Genomic DNA, 14,216 nt, shown 5'->3' on the forward strand with positions numbered 1-14,216 from the left:
ACTAGTTAGTTTCTACTTTTTTCTTCTTAGTAACTCTTTCACGCTCATTTTTATCAAGAATCTTTTTACGAAGACGGATGGATTCAGGAGTCACTTCACAGTACTCATCATCATTCAAGTATTCTAATGATTCTTCAAGAGTCATTATACGGGCTTTCTTGATTGTTACAGTTTGATCTTTATTAGCAGAGCGGACGTTAGTCGCTTGCTTTGTTTTGGTAATATTTACCGTGATATCGTTCTCACGCGTATGTTCCCCAACAATCATTCCTGTATAGATTTCTGTACCAGGCTCGACAAAAATTGTTCCGCGGTCTTCTACTCCCATGATACCATATTGAGAAGATTTACCTGTTTCCATTGAAACAATAACACCTTGTCTGCGTCCGCCGACTTGGCCTTTTTGCATAGGCTGGTAACTATCAAACGTATGATTGATGATTCCGTAACCGCGAGTCAATGTCATGAATTCAGTAGAGTAGCCGATCAATCCGCGAGCAGGAACCATGAAGATCAATCTTACTTGGCCGCTGCCATTGTTAATCATATCAAGCATTTCGCCTTTACGTGTTCCCATAGATTCAATGATGCTTCCTGTGTACTCTTCAGGCACATCGATTTGAACGCGTTCTACAGGCTCACATTTCACTCCATCAATTTCACGTACAATAACTTCCGGTTTTGAAACTTGCAGTTCGAATCCTTCACGGCGCATGTTTTCAATCAAGATAGAGAGATGAAGCTCACCACGGCCGGACACTGTCCAAGCATCAGGGGAATCTGTGTTTTCGACACGTAAACTCACATCTGTTTGAAGCTGTGCAAGCAATCTTTCTTCAATCTTTCTTGAAGTGACATATTTACCTTCACGGCCAGCGAATGGGCTGTTGTTAACAAGGAAAGTCATTTGAAGTGTAGGCTCATCAATACGAAGTACAGGAAGTTGATCCTGATGATCGATTGGACATACTGTTTCACCTACATTGATATCTTCCATTCCAGAAACGGCAATAAGGTCTCCTGCATGTGCTTCTTGAATTTCAACGCGCTTGAGACCCATGAAACCAAAGATTTTCGTTACACGGAAGTTTTTCACACTTCCATCAATTTTCATCAGCGCTACTTGCTGTCCTACTTTCATCGTCCCTCGGAATACACGGCCGATACCGATACGTCCTACATAATCATTATAATCAAGAAGAGCTACCTGGAATTGAAGCGGTTCTTCGCGATTGTCGATTGGAGCAGGGATATTGTCAATAATGGACTCATAAAGACACTGCATGTTTTCATCCTGGTTTGCTGGATCAGGATCAACAGATGCTGTACCGTTAATTGCAGAAGCATATACTACCGGGAATTCCAGCTGGTCTTCATTGGCATCAAGCTCAATGAAAAGCTCAAGAACTTCATCAATGACTTCTTCAGGACGCGCTGAGTCTTTGTCAATTTTATTTACTACTACGATTGGTGTTAAGTTCTGTTCAAGTGCTTTCTTAAGAACAAAGCGTGTCTGAGGCATACATCCTTCATATGCATCGACAACAAGAAGTACACCGTCAACCATTTTCATGATCCGTTCAACTTCACCGCCGAAATCGGCATGTCCTGGTGTATCCAAGATGTTGATTCTGGTATCTTTATATTGAATAGCAGTGTTTTTTGCTAAGATGGTGATTCCTCTTTCTCTTTCTAGATCATTGGAATCCATCGCACGTTCCTCAACATGCTCATTAGTACGGAAAATACCTGACTGTTTTAATAATTCATCTACTAAAGTCGTTTTACCATGGTCAACGTGGGCAATAATTGCTATATTTCTTAAATCGTCTCTCTTAATCAATGTATTCACTCCTGATTGTTGATCGTATTAGATTTATATTAAACAAACATTATGAACTGTCTTCATGTGTTCCTTCATAAAATTCAGCTATAAGCGGCCTGCTTTCGATACCTTGAATTCTTTTAAATCGCATCTTGTTTTTTCTTATAACCTGAAAATGTACAAAGCATCTTATTGGCTTAAAAAAACAACAACTAAGACATTATATCACAGCATTCAGAAAAGCAAAAACAGATTTCTGTAAATATTGCTGCTGCAGTCATCATTTGGGTATATTCAACACCTCGAAACGCCCGGCATTACTGAATTGCGTAAAGTAATTGAGTTATTCTCCTCTGCTGATTGCCTTTAATTGGAAGGTGTTTGTTGTGCTTTTATATAGGATCTTTTCGTAAACTTTGTTGCTATTTGATATTAATTCAAAAAAATAAACATAATTCACATGAATAACCTAACCTGGTAATCATGAAAAGAAAAGGGCGGCTAATCCCCGATTAGAGAGAAAACCTTTAGTATCCAGGGAAAAATCCGGCTCTTGGGATTTTTCTAAGAGACACAATATATGTGAAGACAGCCTTGTTAAGAAAAGCTGCCTTTTAAAATGGTACTGCTTTTATTCGTAACATTGATTGCCGGTCCAGGTGCACGACTCCGCAGGGAAGTTGTGAAGTCAGGATCGGAAGCAGCCGTTCAGCAGCTTCCAGTTATAATGGCTTTCCCAATGAGCTCATCACGGAGAGCAGCAGCGCCACTAACTTAATGATAGTTTACCGGCAATAAAATGTTGATGCGCTAACTTCCAGAAGAAATATACTTGTTATCATGTACATTCATTGATAAGATTTTAGACAAGTGAAACTTTTCATTAAAAGGAGAATGATTGGTGAAAAACATTAAATGGGTTTTCGTTCTGTATGCGGTTCTTGCAGCCGCTTGTATAATGGCCATCGGTATTGCGGTAAGTGAAAAAAGTTTATCCCTCGCTGCGTTGTCTGTTATTGCTTGGGCAGTTGTCATGGGAATGGGCTTTAAAACGAAGAAAAAGTATAGAGAAGCAGGAAGATTATAGTATTGATATGATATCTGGAGGAACTCAGTCAATCTTTAAAAAAGCTGGCCAAAATCTCGGCCAGCTTTTTTGATTACGGAATTTTTACTTTTTAAACTTTACACCTTTCAAATAGGTCTCAATGATATTTCGATGAAGGCCGGGCTTACAGGAGAATACCGAACTCTTTTCAAGCATATTAAGTTTCCCGCCATCCAGGCTTGTTACGACTCCGCCTACTTCTTCAATGATGATCTTTCCAGCAGCAAAATCCCAAGGAGCAAGTCTCATCGTCATATAGCCGTCGATCCTTCCAGATGCTACATAAGCCATTTCCATAGCGGCAGACCCATATGATCTGGTTCCTCTAACATCTCTTACAAGCGGCCCAAGAACTTCCCTGTCAATTTTTTTATTATCTGTTACCCAAAGGGCATTCACTCCTATTATGCTGTCCCTTACATCCACTTCTTCTAGCTGAGGAAGCTTGGTTTCATTCACGAAAGCTCCATGTCCCTTTCGCGCGTGGTATAACTCATCATGAACAACATCATAAATGTATCCGAGCAGACCTTCTCCATCATGGTAAATACCAATGGATATAGCAAAATTCCGCTGCTGATGCACAAAGTTCATGGTACCGTCGATTGGATCTATAATCCAGATTATGCCTTTCATATCCTTCAGATCATCTCCAAACCCCTCTTCACCCAGGATCCTATGTTCAGGATAAGTCTTTCTGATCCTTTCAATGAAGAACTGTTCTGTTTCCTGATCAACATTAGTGACAAGGTCATTTCTGTTGGATTTGGTTTCGATATTCAATTGTGTCTGGAACGACTGCCGAATCCTTTCACCTGCTTCTTTAATCCAATGCTTAACATATGTATCAACTTCCTGCCAGTTAGACATGCAATGTCCTCCTTCTTCTATATATCAGTTCTTTGCTTGCTGGTAAGAACCCAGTCCTTAAAGCCATGGCCGTAACCCACGCTTAGAAGGTCTTATGTATTATTTACAATTCACTAACTATGATGTACTAACTTTTTTCAAGCTTAATGTATATTCACAAACCCTTCAAGCATCTTGCATTCAGCCACAAAAATACGAACCCTTGAAAGTCTATTCCAGAGTCCGCTTAAAAAGCTATTTATGTTTATTAAGGTTATCTCTCTAACTTAGAGTGCCTTCAGTTTCAAGAGCTCTTCTCTGATTTTCATTAACTTCTCTTTCGTCTTTACCTGGATTGCAGTGTTTTTGTCTTCCATGGCCTCGAACAGGACAGCTAACTCATAATCCATTTCCAGCTTAAGCACCGCCATACGCTGTTGCTGGACATTCTTTTTCCTTGTCGTACTCATAACTTGCTTCATGGACAGTACACCCTTTCCTGATAATATTATTTTAATTTTCTGAATTTATCTAGTACATTCTATGTGAAGGTTAAGAAACACGTAACTAAAATGTGCATACACCCATTCATCCTGAATCAGCATTTTTCCTTCCTATAAATGACTGTGATAAAATAATGGCATCAGCATAAGGAGGAACAAAATGAATTTTACTGGTTTTACAGAAAATGACTTTAAAATCTTCACCATTGATGGCCTGGATGAGCGGATGGAAGCTTTGATAGAGACCGTCCGACCTAAACTTGAAGTTCTGGGACAGCATTTCTCACCTGCCCTCAGCACCATGACTGGCGATGAAATGTTTCCCCATGTAGCTAAGCATGCCAGGCGCTCAGTGAACCCGCCGGATGATACCTGGGTTGCATTTGCCAATAATAAAAGAGGTTATAAGAAGCATCCCCATTTTCAAATTGGTCTTTGGGAAACCCATATATTCGTTTGGTTCGCGGTGATTTATGAAGCTCCCGGCAAAGAGCAGTTTGGAAGTAAGCTGGAACAAAACCTGGACCGTATACAAAAAATCATTCCACCAGATTTCGTATGGTCGGGAGATCACACCAAACCGGAGTCGCGAGCTTTATCTGAAATGGACGAACAGGAGTTATCCTCTTTATTCCAACGGCTGCAAACCGTCAAAAAAGCTGAAATTCTTTGTGGAATCCGCATCCCGAGAGAACAAGCCGTCAAGCTCTCAGGGGATGAAACAATTGAAATAATAAGTGATGCATTTGTAAAATTATTACCCCTTTACAATCTACAATAAACATTGGGTTGAGCATGCAAAAAGAGGAAAGCCCCTGTAATATGAGGCTTTCCTCTTTTTCGTTTTCCTATTTCATTTTTATAATCTTGCTGTCAGACTCTTTCATCCTTTTCACAGCCCGGTAAGAAGAGTATCCGCTTGATTCCTCAAATTCATTGCAGATTCTTTTCTCTTCAGCTTTACCCGGAACAATTTCTTTAAATCGTTTATAAGCCTCCATCAGTTTATCCCGTTCAATACCTTGCTCATAGGCCTTTTCAATACTTTGAAAAAAGCCGACAACATCTATGACTTCTTCCGTTGACCAATCCAACGAAAAAGGATATTGATATTCCATACCATTCACCTTGCTTTCTTAAGGGTTAAGTGTTTACCTTTTGCTGCGTAAGGTATTCCATTCTATCATAACATCAACTTGATCATTCGTTTTCCCATTTACACCACATAGAACCGGCCTCTGCTGCTTGTTTAACCATCCGGTCCATAAGTTCTTTTACAGGCGGGATATCATCAATCAAACCCATTACCTGTCCTGCCCATCCGAACCCTTCTTCATTCTTGCCGTCATAGATGAATTTCTTATTTGCTTCGCCGCTTATATGATTTTTAAGTCCTTCATATCCCGGACCTTCTTTTTCAAGGGTCAGTATTTGATCTGTCCAGCTATTTGAAATGGCACGTGCAGGAGAGCCAAGCGATCGTTTGATGACCACTGTATCACTTTCCGAACCTCTTATCAACGCCTGCTTATATGCAGGAGATGCATGGATGCATTCTTCAGTAGCGATAAATCTGGTACCCATCTCTACCCCTTCTGCTCCGAGGCATAATGCGGCTGCCATTCCTCTTCCGTCTCCTATCCCTCCTGATGCAATGACCGGAATGGAAACTGCATCAACCACCTGGGGAATCAGCACAAAGGTCCCGATATCATCTTTTCCCAGGTGGCCGCCTCCTTCTGCACCTACCACCATGACAGCATCTGCGCCTAGTTCCTCCGCCTTTACCGCCTGCCTTTTAGCTGCTACAAGCACCAGTTTTTTTATAGCACTTCCTTTCAGCATTTCAAACATGGGAGAAGGGTTCCCTCCCGTCATCGACACAACAGGAACGTTCTCATCAATGGCTGTCTGCAAAAATTCCTTGTAAGGACGGCCGTGCTTCCCTATGGCAAAGTTAACTCCAAACGGTTTATCAGTAAGTTCCCGGACTTTATGTATTTCTTCCTTTAATCTTTCAGGAGTTTCAAGCGACATCGCTGTGATCTGCCCAAGTCCTCCTGCATTGCTGACCGCTGCAGCCAATTCTGCATATGCAAGGTAGGCAAGACCTCCCTGTATGATTGGATACTGTATCCCAAGCAGTTCTGAAACTCTCGTTTTCCAATTCATGATTATCACCCTTTCACCAATTAGTTCTATCCTTCACTAATGAAATCCTTTCAAATTCGACAAAATGTTAAAAGTGCGGGCTGATAACACTATGCAAAGAAAAGGCTAAATGCTATAATTCTTTATCGATAAGAGCAATCCTGCTTCTTACAGCTTGCTTTATCAAGAATCTTAATGAACCTAATGACTAATTCCTTATCTTTAAGGGAAAGGCTTAGATATAAAAGACTTTAAAGAGGTGTCGAATGAATTGTCTCAATACAAAACTCCTTTATTTACCGGCTTAGTAGAACATAGCAGAAAAAACCCCGTACAGTTTCATATTCCCGGACATAAGAAAGGGACCGGAATGGACCCGGAATTCAGGAACTTCATCGGTGATAATGCATTTGCAATTGATTTGATCAATATCGGGCCGCTGGACGATCTCCATCAGCCCAAAGGAATGATCAAGGAGGCTCAGGAACTGGCGGCAGAAGCATTTGGCGCTGATTATACCTTCTTCTCAGTACAAGGTACGAGCGGAGCCATTATGACGATGGTCATGTCTGTCTGTGGACCGGGAGAAAAGATAATCGTTCCGAGAAATGTTCACAAATCGGTCATGAGCGCTATCGTATTTTCCGGAGCTACACCTATTTTTATCCATCCGGAAGTCGACGAAACTCTGGGGATTTCTCACGGCATCACGAACGATTCGGTTGCAAAAGCTCTTGAGCAGCATCCTGATGCCAAAGGAGTTCTGGTCATTAATCCTACCTACTTTGGGATTTCTGCGGATTTGAAAAAGATAGTAGAAATCGCCCATTCTTATGATGTGCCTGTACTGGTCGATGAAGCCCACGGGGTTCACATTCATTTTCATGAGGATCTGCCGATGTCTGCGATGCAGGCCGGAGCTGATATGGCTGCAACGAGTGTCCATAAGCTTGGTGGTTCGATGACCCAAAGCTCTGTATTGAACATGAAGACGGGACTTGTATCTCCAAAACGGGTGCAGACGATACTCAGCATGCTTACAACGACTTCCACGTCCTATCTTTTGCTTGCTTCCTTGGATGTAGCAAGAAAAAGACTTGCTACCGAAGGAAAGGAATTGATAGAAAGAACGATCGAGCTGTCTGAAAGCATAAGAAATCAGATTAATGAAATTCAAGATCTTTATTGCGTTGGAAAAGAAATATTGGGCACCAAAGCAACTTTCGATTATGACCCGACCAAGTTGATTGTTTCTGTAAAGGAACTCGGAATCAGTGGATTTGATGCTGAAAAATGGTTAAGGGAAGTTTACAACATTGAGGTTGAGATGTCAGATATGTACAACATCCTTTGCATCATTACACCAGGAGACACAATTAAAGAAGGCGATAAATTGGTGGAGGCATTAACAGAGATGTCCTTTCAATTTGCCAACAAAGAAGGTTTGCTGGAAATCGCTGAAGTCTTGCTGCCAGATATCCCTGTTTTGTCCATGACGCCTAGAGATGCGTTTTATGCTGAAACGGAAGTCATTCCAATGGAAGAGTGTGTCGGCCGTATCATTGCCGAGTTCATTATGGTATATCCTCCGGGAATCCCTATTTTTATTCCAGGGGAAATCATTACCGCAGAAAACATCACTTATATTCACAAGAATGTGGAGGCCGGCTTGCCCGTCCAGGGGCCTGAGGACTTTGACCTTAAACACCTTCGAGTGATAAAAGAGCATAAGGCCATCAGGTAGTAACCCATTTTAGATATAACAGAGCAAATCACCACTCGATTGAGCGGTGATTTTTTTTATAGCTTCTTTTTATATGCCATGCTCAACCTGTTGAGTCTGCCCCGCCTGCTTTCCGGGATATCAAAAGCGGAAGCGCCTTGTCCAGCCCCGACAGGCAAATGTTCCAAAGAGAAAAAAAGGCGGGTTTTCCTTTTTATCTCTTTGGGTTATTTGACCCGAGGGGCTTAGTTCCGTTCCAGGGAGGGTACGGACCCTCAGGCGTTATAGCTAGACAAGGATAGTATAGTTATAGATAGCACAGAGGGTGATTTTATTATCTTCTAAGCAATGAAAAAAGCCCCGTAAAAACGGGGCCGAGCATGCTATACCCTTTTAATCGTCTAATTCGTTTTCATTGTTACAATCACAGCTGCTGGAGAATAAAACCGATACCTTCTCATCTTCAAAGTGATCAATTGTGTTTAAGCAGGACTGACATACAATTGTACCCATCTTAAAACTCCTCCCATTATGCAGTAATTTGAAAGCGTTTACTTTCTATAAATCAATAATAATATAACACAATTAAAACATCAAGCCTAAATTGTATGTCACATTAAATTTTTTCAAGTTATTCTGTTCCATTAAAATTAGTATATGAGATTCTGTATGACTTTATATCTCGTTTTTTAATTGAAGGTTATTAATTCTTAAGGCTCTTTTCGTAAACTTTGTTGCTATTTAATATTAATTTCCTAAGACAACACCATAAATCACCTTTAAGATCTGGTAAACAAGAAGAAAAGAGCTGCTCCCTCTGTTAAGAGAGGAAAACCTTAGTATCCGGAGAAAAATCCGGCTCTTGGGATTTTTCTGAAAGCAACAATTTATGCGAAAATAGCCTTTCTTAATGACCCTTTATAAAACCGCTGCAGATTGCCAGCCGGCCAAACATTAAATCAAACACCTGCAAATACAAACAATGCTGATAAACGGTTTAAGGACTTGTCATTATTTGCAATGACAAAGCGGGATTTACATCTGCTTACTAAAAGGCTCTTTTCATAAACTTTGTTGCTATTTGACACTAATTCATAAGAAAATAATTATAATTCACCGATATAACCTGGTAAACATGAAAAGAATGCGAAAACAGCCTACTAGAAAGATAGATAGGCTTGCTGTCTTCCACCGGTAAGCTTGATTAGAAGTTCAGAAGCTTCCACGCTAAAGGGTTTCTCTAAATTAAAAAGCCGGCAAACGGATTTCCGAGTGCCGGCTTTCTATATTATTGTGGTGTTTGAATCAGTTCAGGGTCAAGGATTTCATATCCCTTATCTCTTAAACCCTTTACTATATCAGCCATCGCTTCATTGGTCCATGTTCTGTCATGCATAAGCAAATTGGCGCCGCTGCTCAGCAATTCAGTATTGACCATGATATCCGCGATTCCTTCTTTATTCTGATATTGTGCTTCCCAGTCATAGCCGTACGTCCAATTCATCAGTGTCATACCTTCACTCTTGGCAAGAGCTTTAGAGTAATCGGTATTCTGGCCAAACGGAGCCCTGAAGAATTTTGGTTTTTCTCCAATGATAGAGGCAATCACTTCGTTCAAATCAACTATTTCTGCTTGCTGCTCCTCTTCAGTTAGATCTGGCAGTGAAGCATGCGTAGCGGTATGGTTACCGATAGGGAATCCCATTTCATGAATTTTCTTCAATACTTCCTTCTCTTCATCAGTATCAAGGAAATGTCCATTAACAAAAAATATCGCTGGTGCCTCAAGACTCTTTAAAGTTTCTGCCATTTCCAAAGCATGCTTGTCCGGAGCATCGTCGATAGTCAGCAAGGCGACTTTCTCATTGGCATCACCGATGGGCTGAACTGACCAATTTGCTTCATTTATTGTATAGAGAGGTTTCTTGACTTCCTCTTCTGAGGATTCCTCTTCCTCTTCAGCATTATCTTCAGCCTCTTCTGTCTCTGTCTCTGTCTCTGTCTGCATGTTTTCACTCTCAGTGTCTTCCGCTGCAACTGCTTCGTTGATGACTTCTCCCTGCCCGTCGTTGTCACCTGCTGTTTCTGATGGCTGCTGTTGGGAACAGCCTGCGATAAATAGGAGCAGTACACTGCAGTAAATCAATTTTCTCATATTGTTCCCCTTCCTCTTATTGTGGTCTGTTGCAATTATAACATTAACTTTAAAAGTAACTAGAGATAATCATTTGTTCAAAGAACATTTTCAAAGAAAAAAATGTAAGAAGGCTTATCAGAGTAATAATGAAAGTCGTTTTTGAAGATTGTAAAATTTTTTTCGCAATCAGAAATCCTAGATAAAAAAATACGATGAACATAATCCAGTTATACTCTATATGATCTTTATCTGATAACCACTGTGCAACAGAAAAAGCACTCCATATTATAAGCTGTAATAAAAAAGCAATATAATTTTTCATATACTCACCCTGTAATTAGGATTTATATCATTATATTCACTTAAGGAATCGGTTTAAAACTTAAAATTTTATTTGATTTTTCAATTCTGTAACAATTTGATGATTATCGCCAATATATTTAAGGAATATGTTAGAATTATGGAAATAAATGAATTAGTAATTATTTTACAGTTTTTATATAAATAATACTTACTTACCATCCATTTGGACAGCATATTTTGTAAATACACTATTGAAAAGAGGCTAATAAATGAAGTATTCTTTTTTGTTTGTCCTTTTGCTTGGAAACATTGTGTTCCTTTCATCGTGCAGTTTGCAGAATGACGGAACAGCAGCCGGACTCAATATTGAGAAAGGCATCCTTTTTTATTCAGATGAAAATAATATTAGTGAAGAGGATTCTTATTACGAGGCTTTAATAGAGTTGAAAGATACCTACCCCTCCCAATTTGAAAATTATGTTATCGTAGCAAAAAACAAAGACCATGCTTCAGCATTTACTTTTCTAAATGATACGTATCCCGCTCTGCTTGTAGTCGAAGACAATGAAGTTATATGCAAGGTGGTTGGAAACATTCCCAAAAAGGAAATCCTGACACCCATCAGCAATACCCTTGAAAACTGGAAGTAGTTATCTTAATTCAATACGGATATAGTTGTTGACCCGAATGAAATTATAATAAAAAAACCTCTTGGATTTTCCAAGAGGTTTTGTGTTATTATTTCATGATATGAATCGGGCTGCCCATAGCTACTTCTGCAGCTTCCATTGAAATCTCACCAAGTGTTGGATGAGCATGGATCGTCATAGCTACATCTTCAGCAGTCATGCCAGACTCAATTGCCAAACCAAGTTCAGCAATCATATCAGAAGCACCAGAACCGACAATTTGAGCTCCGATAATCAAGCCATCTGATTTACGAGTAATCAGTTTCATGAAACCTTCTGTTGCATTTAATGCCAGGGCACGGCCGTTTGCTGCAAATGGGAATTTAGCAGCCGTGATTTCTAATCCTTCTTCTTTCGCTTGTGCTTCAGTGTATCCAACTGTAGCTAATTCAGGATCTGTAAAACATACAGCTGGGATACCCATATAATCAATTTCAGAAGGCTCGCCAGAAATTACTTCTGCTGCAATCTTGCCTTCGTAGGAAGCTTTATGAGCAAGCGGAGGGCCATCAACGATGTCACCAATCGCAAAGATATTGGAAATGTTGGTACGGCACTGTTTATCAATTTTGATTACACCACGGTCCGTCATTTCGATTCCAGCTTCTTCAAGACCGATTTCATCTGTGTTTGGACGGCGCCCAACAGTTACAAGGACGTATTCTGCATCAACAGTTTGTTCCTCGCCGTTAACTTCATACTTAACAGTAACTCCACTGTCCGTCTCATCAACGCCTTTTGCCATCGCTTTTGTTACGATGTCAACACCTTTGCTCTTAAGGCCTTTTTTGACAATTTGAGTCATTTGCTTTTCGAATCCGCTAAGGATATCATCAGCACCTTCAAGGATTGTCACTTTTGTACCGAGGTTGGCATACGCTGTTCCAAGTTCGGTACCGATGTACCCTCCACCGATAACAACCATGCTTTCAGGGATTTCGGAAAGATTTAATGCTCCAGTTGAATCAAGTACACGTTTAGAAAACTTGAAGCTTGGAATTTCAATTGGACGTGAACCTGTTGCAAGGATAAGATTCTTGAACTTATAAGTCTGTGCAGAATTTTCATCCATTACACGTAAAGTGTTTGCATCCACAAGGTAAGCTTCTCCGCGGACGATTTCCGCTTTGTTGCCTTTAAGCAGGCCTTCAACACCGCCCGTAAGCTTCTTGACAACTCCTGCTTTCCACTCCTGGACTTTATCGAAGTTTACTTTAACGTTTTCTGCAACAATCCCCATATCATCAGAATGCTGCGCCTGATGGAAACGGTGACCGGCTGTTATTAGTGCTTTTGAAGGAATACATCCAACGTTCAAGCATACGCCGCCCATATTTTCTTTTTCAATAATTGTAACTTTCTGGCCAAGCTGTGCTGCGCGAATTGCGGCAACATATCCTCCTGGACCTGAACCGACTACTATAGTATCTGTTTCAATTGGGAAATCTCCTACTACCATCGCATTACGCCTCCATTAATAAAAGTTCTGGATCGTTCAACAAACGCTTAATATGGTTAAGTGCATGTTGAGCAGTAGCTCCGTCGATCATACGGTGATCGAAGCTCAATGATAATGCTAACACAGGTGCCGCTACAATTTCACCATTTTTAACCACAGGTTTTTCTGCAATACGTCCAACACCCAGGATTGCCACTTCAGGATGGTTGATAACTGGAGTGAACCATTGTCCGCCGGCAGAACCGATATTGGTAATCGTGCAAGAAGCACCTTTCATCTCATCTCCGGAAAGTTTGCCGTCACGCGCCTTACCTGCCAGTTCATTGATCTCATCTGAGATAGAGAACATGGATTTGCGATCTGCATTCTTCACTACAGGGACAAGCAGACCTTTATCTGTGTCAGCCGCAATACCGATATTATAGTAATGCTTGTGAACGATCTCGCTAGTGCTGTCATCAAGAGATGTGTTAAGTGCAGGGAATTCTCTAAGAGCACTTGTTAATGCTTTTACCACATAAGGAAGGAAAGTAAGCTTTACGCCTTTTTCTGCAGCAACTTCCTTGAACTTTTTGCGGTGGGCCCATAGCTTCGTAACGTCCACTTCGTCCATTAAAGTAACATGTGGTGCGGTATGCTTTGAATTAACCATAGCCTTGGCAATAGCTTTACGCATTCCGCTCATTGGTTCACGAGTTTCAGGGTATTCTCCCTCAGGAACTTTTTGAGCTGCAGCCTTGTTAGGTGTTTCCTCTTTTGCAGATTTCGCTGCCGGCGCTGTTTCGTTCTGCTCAGCAGGGACTGAAGAAGCTCCGCCTTCAAGGAAGGATTGAATATCTTCTTTTGTTACGCGTCCATTTTTACCTGAGCCCGACACCTTGCGGATATCCACGCCTTTTTCTCTCGCCAATTTACGAACGGAAGGCATTGCGATGACACGGCGGTTGGGATCAACTTCCTCATTTTGCTGTCCACCTTGTTCACCGGCACTGATCGTCTGTTCATCAGTGTTAGACTGGGAAGGTTCTTTCCCTACAGACTGGCCTTGTTCAGCAACTCCCTGAACTTGTCCTTCTGTCACTTCATTGGCTTTTGGTTCTTCTTTCTTTTCATCACCATGACCACCCTTGAATTGAAGGTCTTCATATCCTGGTGCATCAAACTTGATCAGGACGTCGCCTACTACTGCTACGGTCCCTTCTTCTACAAGAAGGTCCTCTACAGTTCCTGCAACTGGTGAAGGAATTTCCACCACTGCCTTATCATTTTGAACTTCACACAATACATCGTCTTCTTCAACTTTATCTCCGGGTTTGATAAACCACTTTACAATTTCACCTTCATGAATACCTTCACCGATATCCGGCAGCCTGAATTCAAATGACATAGGTTTATACCTCCTGTTATTGTTTTCGCTTATAGTTTATGGCGGGATTGGAAAAGAGAAGGGAGTCTTTCCCCCTTCTGCT

At 40.9% G+C, this 14,216-nt stretch carries 13 protein-coding genes; 4 read left to right on the plus strand and 9 right to left on the minus strand.

Going from position 1 to position 14,216, the window contains the following annotated elements; all coding sequences use genetic code 11:
* Position 1: 1 nt before the first annotated feature.
* Entirely contained in the window at positions 2–1,843 is a 1,842-nt protein-coding gene (gene typA / locus FZC78_RS13985) for a translational GTPase TypA (RefSeq protein ID WP_148940441.1), read from the minus strand.
* Between the two features lie 883 nt (positions 1,844–2,726).
* Between typA and FZC78_RS13990 the strand changes: the two genes are divergently transcribed.
* On the plus strand, positions 2,727–2,912 hold the full coding sequence (locus tag FZC78_RS13990) for a YlaF family protein (RefSeq protein WP_148940443.1): 186 nt from the start codon (positions 2,727–2,729) through the stop codon (positions 2,910–2,912).
* Between the two features lie 84 nt (positions 2,913–2,996).
* Here the strand turns inward: FZC78_RS13990 and FZC78_RS13995 are convergent, their stop codons facing one another.
* Positions 2,997–3,803, minus strand: coding sequence for an inositol monophosphatase family protein (locus FZC78_RS13995; protein ID WP_148940445.1), 807 nt, complete (start codon positions 3,801–3,803; stop codon positions 2,997–2,999).
* A 266-nt stretch (positions 3,804–4,069) separates the two neighbouring features.
* Positions 4,070–4,264, minus strand: coding sequence for a hypothetical protein (locus tag FZC78_RS14000; RefSeq protein WP_148940446.1), 195 nt, complete (start codon positions 4,262–4,264; stop codon positions 4,070–4,072).
* A 181-nt stretch (positions 4,265–4,445) separates the two neighbouring features.
* Between FZC78_RS14000 and FZC78_RS14005 the strand changes: the two genes are divergently transcribed.
* Positions 4,446–5,066 (plus strand): YktB family protein, encoded by a 621-nt coding sequence (locus FZC78_RS14005; RefSeq protein WP_148940448.1) that lies wholly within the window; start codon positions 4,446–4,448, stop codon positions 5,064–5,066.
* Between the two features lie 67 nt (positions 5,067–5,133).
* Here the strand turns inward: FZC78_RS14005 and FZC78_RS14010 are convergent, their stop codons facing one another.
* Both FZC78_RS14010 and FZC78_RS14015 read right to left on the minus strand, forming a co-directional pair.
* Positions 5,134–5,403, minus strand: coding sequence for a UPF0223 family protein (locus FZC78_RS14010; protein ID WP_148940450.1), 270 nt, complete (start codon positions 5,401–5,403; stop codon positions 5,134–5,136).
* Between the two features lie 82 nt (positions 5,404–5,485).
* Positions 5,486–6,457, minus strand: a complete 972-nt coding sequence (locus tag FZC78_RS14015) for an NAD(P)H-dependent flavin oxidoreductase (RefSeq protein WP_148940452.1) — start codon at positions 6,455–6,457, stop codon at positions 5,486–5,488.
* A gap of 250 nt (positions 6,458–6,707) precedes the next feature.
* Here FZC78_RS14015 and FZC78_RS14020 point away from each other — a divergent pair, with 250 nt between their 5' ends.
* On the plus strand, positions 6,708–8,180 hold the full coding sequence (locus FZC78_RS14020; RefSeq protein ID WP_148940453.1) for an aminotransferase class I/II-fold pyridoxal phosphate-dependent enzyme: 1,473 nt from the start codon (positions 6,708–6,710) through the stop codon (positions 8,178–8,180).
* A 372-nt stretch (positions 8,181–8,552) separates the two neighbouring features.
* On the opposite strand, the gene FZC78_RS14030 is transcribed toward FZC78_RS14020, so the two are convergent.
* Together FZC78_RS14030 and FZC78_RS14035 are read right to left on the minus strand one after the other, a co-directional pair.
* Positions 8,553–8,672, minus strand: a complete 120-nt coding sequence (locus FZC78_RS14030; RefSeq protein WP_113928954.1) for a GapA-binding peptide SR1P — start codon at positions 8,670–8,672, stop codon at positions 8,553–8,555.
* A 775-nt stretch (positions 8,673–9,447) separates the two neighbouring features.
* Entirely contained in the window at positions 9,448–10,314 is an 867-nt protein-coding gene (locus FZC78_RS14035) for a polysaccharide deacetylase family protein (RefSeq protein WP_148940455.1), read from the minus strand.
* A gap of 554 nt (positions 10,315–10,868) precedes the next feature.
* On the opposite strand from FZC78_RS14035, the gene FZC78_RS14045 reads away from it, so the two are divergent.
* Entirely contained in the window at positions 10,869–11,249 is a 381-nt protein-coding gene (locus FZC78_RS14045; RefSeq protein WP_148940459.1) for a hypothetical protein, read from the plus strand.
* Between the two features lie 88 nt (positions 11,250–11,337).
* Here the strand turns inward: FZC78_RS14045 and lpdA are convergent, their stop codons facing one another.
* Entirely contained in the window at positions 11,338–12,747 is a 1,410-nt protein-coding gene (gene lpdA / locus FZC78_RS14050; RefSeq protein ID WP_148940460.1) for a dihydrolipoyl dehydrogenase, read from the minus strand.
* Between the two features lie 4 nt (positions 12,748–12,751).
* A complete protein-coding gene (locus FZC78_RS14055; protein WP_148940462.1) occupies positions 12,752–14,134 on the minus strand; it encodes a dihydrolipoamide acetyltransferase family protein in 1,383 nt (460 codons plus the stop codon).
* Positions 14,135–14,216 lie beyond the last annotated feature (82 nt).

This window comes from Rossellomorea vietnamensis, from assembly GCF_008180415.1.
Lineage (GTDB): Bacteria > Bacillota > Bacilli > Bacillales > Bacillaceae_B > Rossellomorea > Rossellomorea vietnamensis_C.

Excerpts from the sequence above, each read along its gene's own strand:
- FZC78_RS14055 (WP_148940462.1), bottom strand. The coding sequence starts at position 14,134 with ATGTCATTTGAATTCAGGCTGCCGGATATCGGTGAAGGTATTCATGAA.
- FZC78_RS14045 (WP_148940459.1), top strand. The coding sequence starts at position 10,869 with ATGAAGTATTCTTTTTTGTTTGTCCTTTTGCTTGGAAACATTGTGTTC.
- FZC78_RS14035 (WP_148940455.1), bottom strand. The coding sequence starts at position 10,314 with ATGAGAAAATTGATTTACTGCAGTGTACTGCTCCTATTTATCGCAGGC.
- FZC78_RS14010 (WP_148940450.1), bottom strand. The coding sequence starts at position 5,403 with ATGGAATATCAATATCCTTTTTCGTTGGATTGGTCAACGGAAGAAGTC.
- lpdA (WP_148940460.1), bottom strand. The coding sequence starts at position 12,747 with ATGGTAGTAGGAGATTTCCCAATTGAAACAGATACTATAGTAGTCGGT.
- FZC78_RS14015 (WP_148940452.1), bottom strand. The coding sequence starts at position 6,457 with ATGAATTGGAAAACGAGAGTTTCAGAACTGCTTGGGATACAGTATCCA.
- FZC78_RS13995 (WP_148940445.1), bottom strand. The coding sequence starts at position 3,803 with ATGTCTAACTGGCAGGAAGTTGATACATATGTTAAGCATTGGATTAAA.
- FZC78_RS14005 (WP_148940448.1), top strand. The coding sequence starts at position 4,446 with ATGAATTTTACTGGTTTTACAGAAAATGACTTTAAAATCTTCACCATT.
- FZC78_RS14030 (WP_113928954.1), bottom strand. The coding sequence starts at position 8,672 with ATGGGTACAATTGTATGTCAGTCCTGCTTAAACACAATTGATCACTTT.
- FZC78_RS14000 (WP_148940446.1), bottom strand. The coding sequence starts at position 4,264 with ATGAAGCAAGTTATGAGTACGACAAGGAAAAAGAATGTCCAGCAACAG.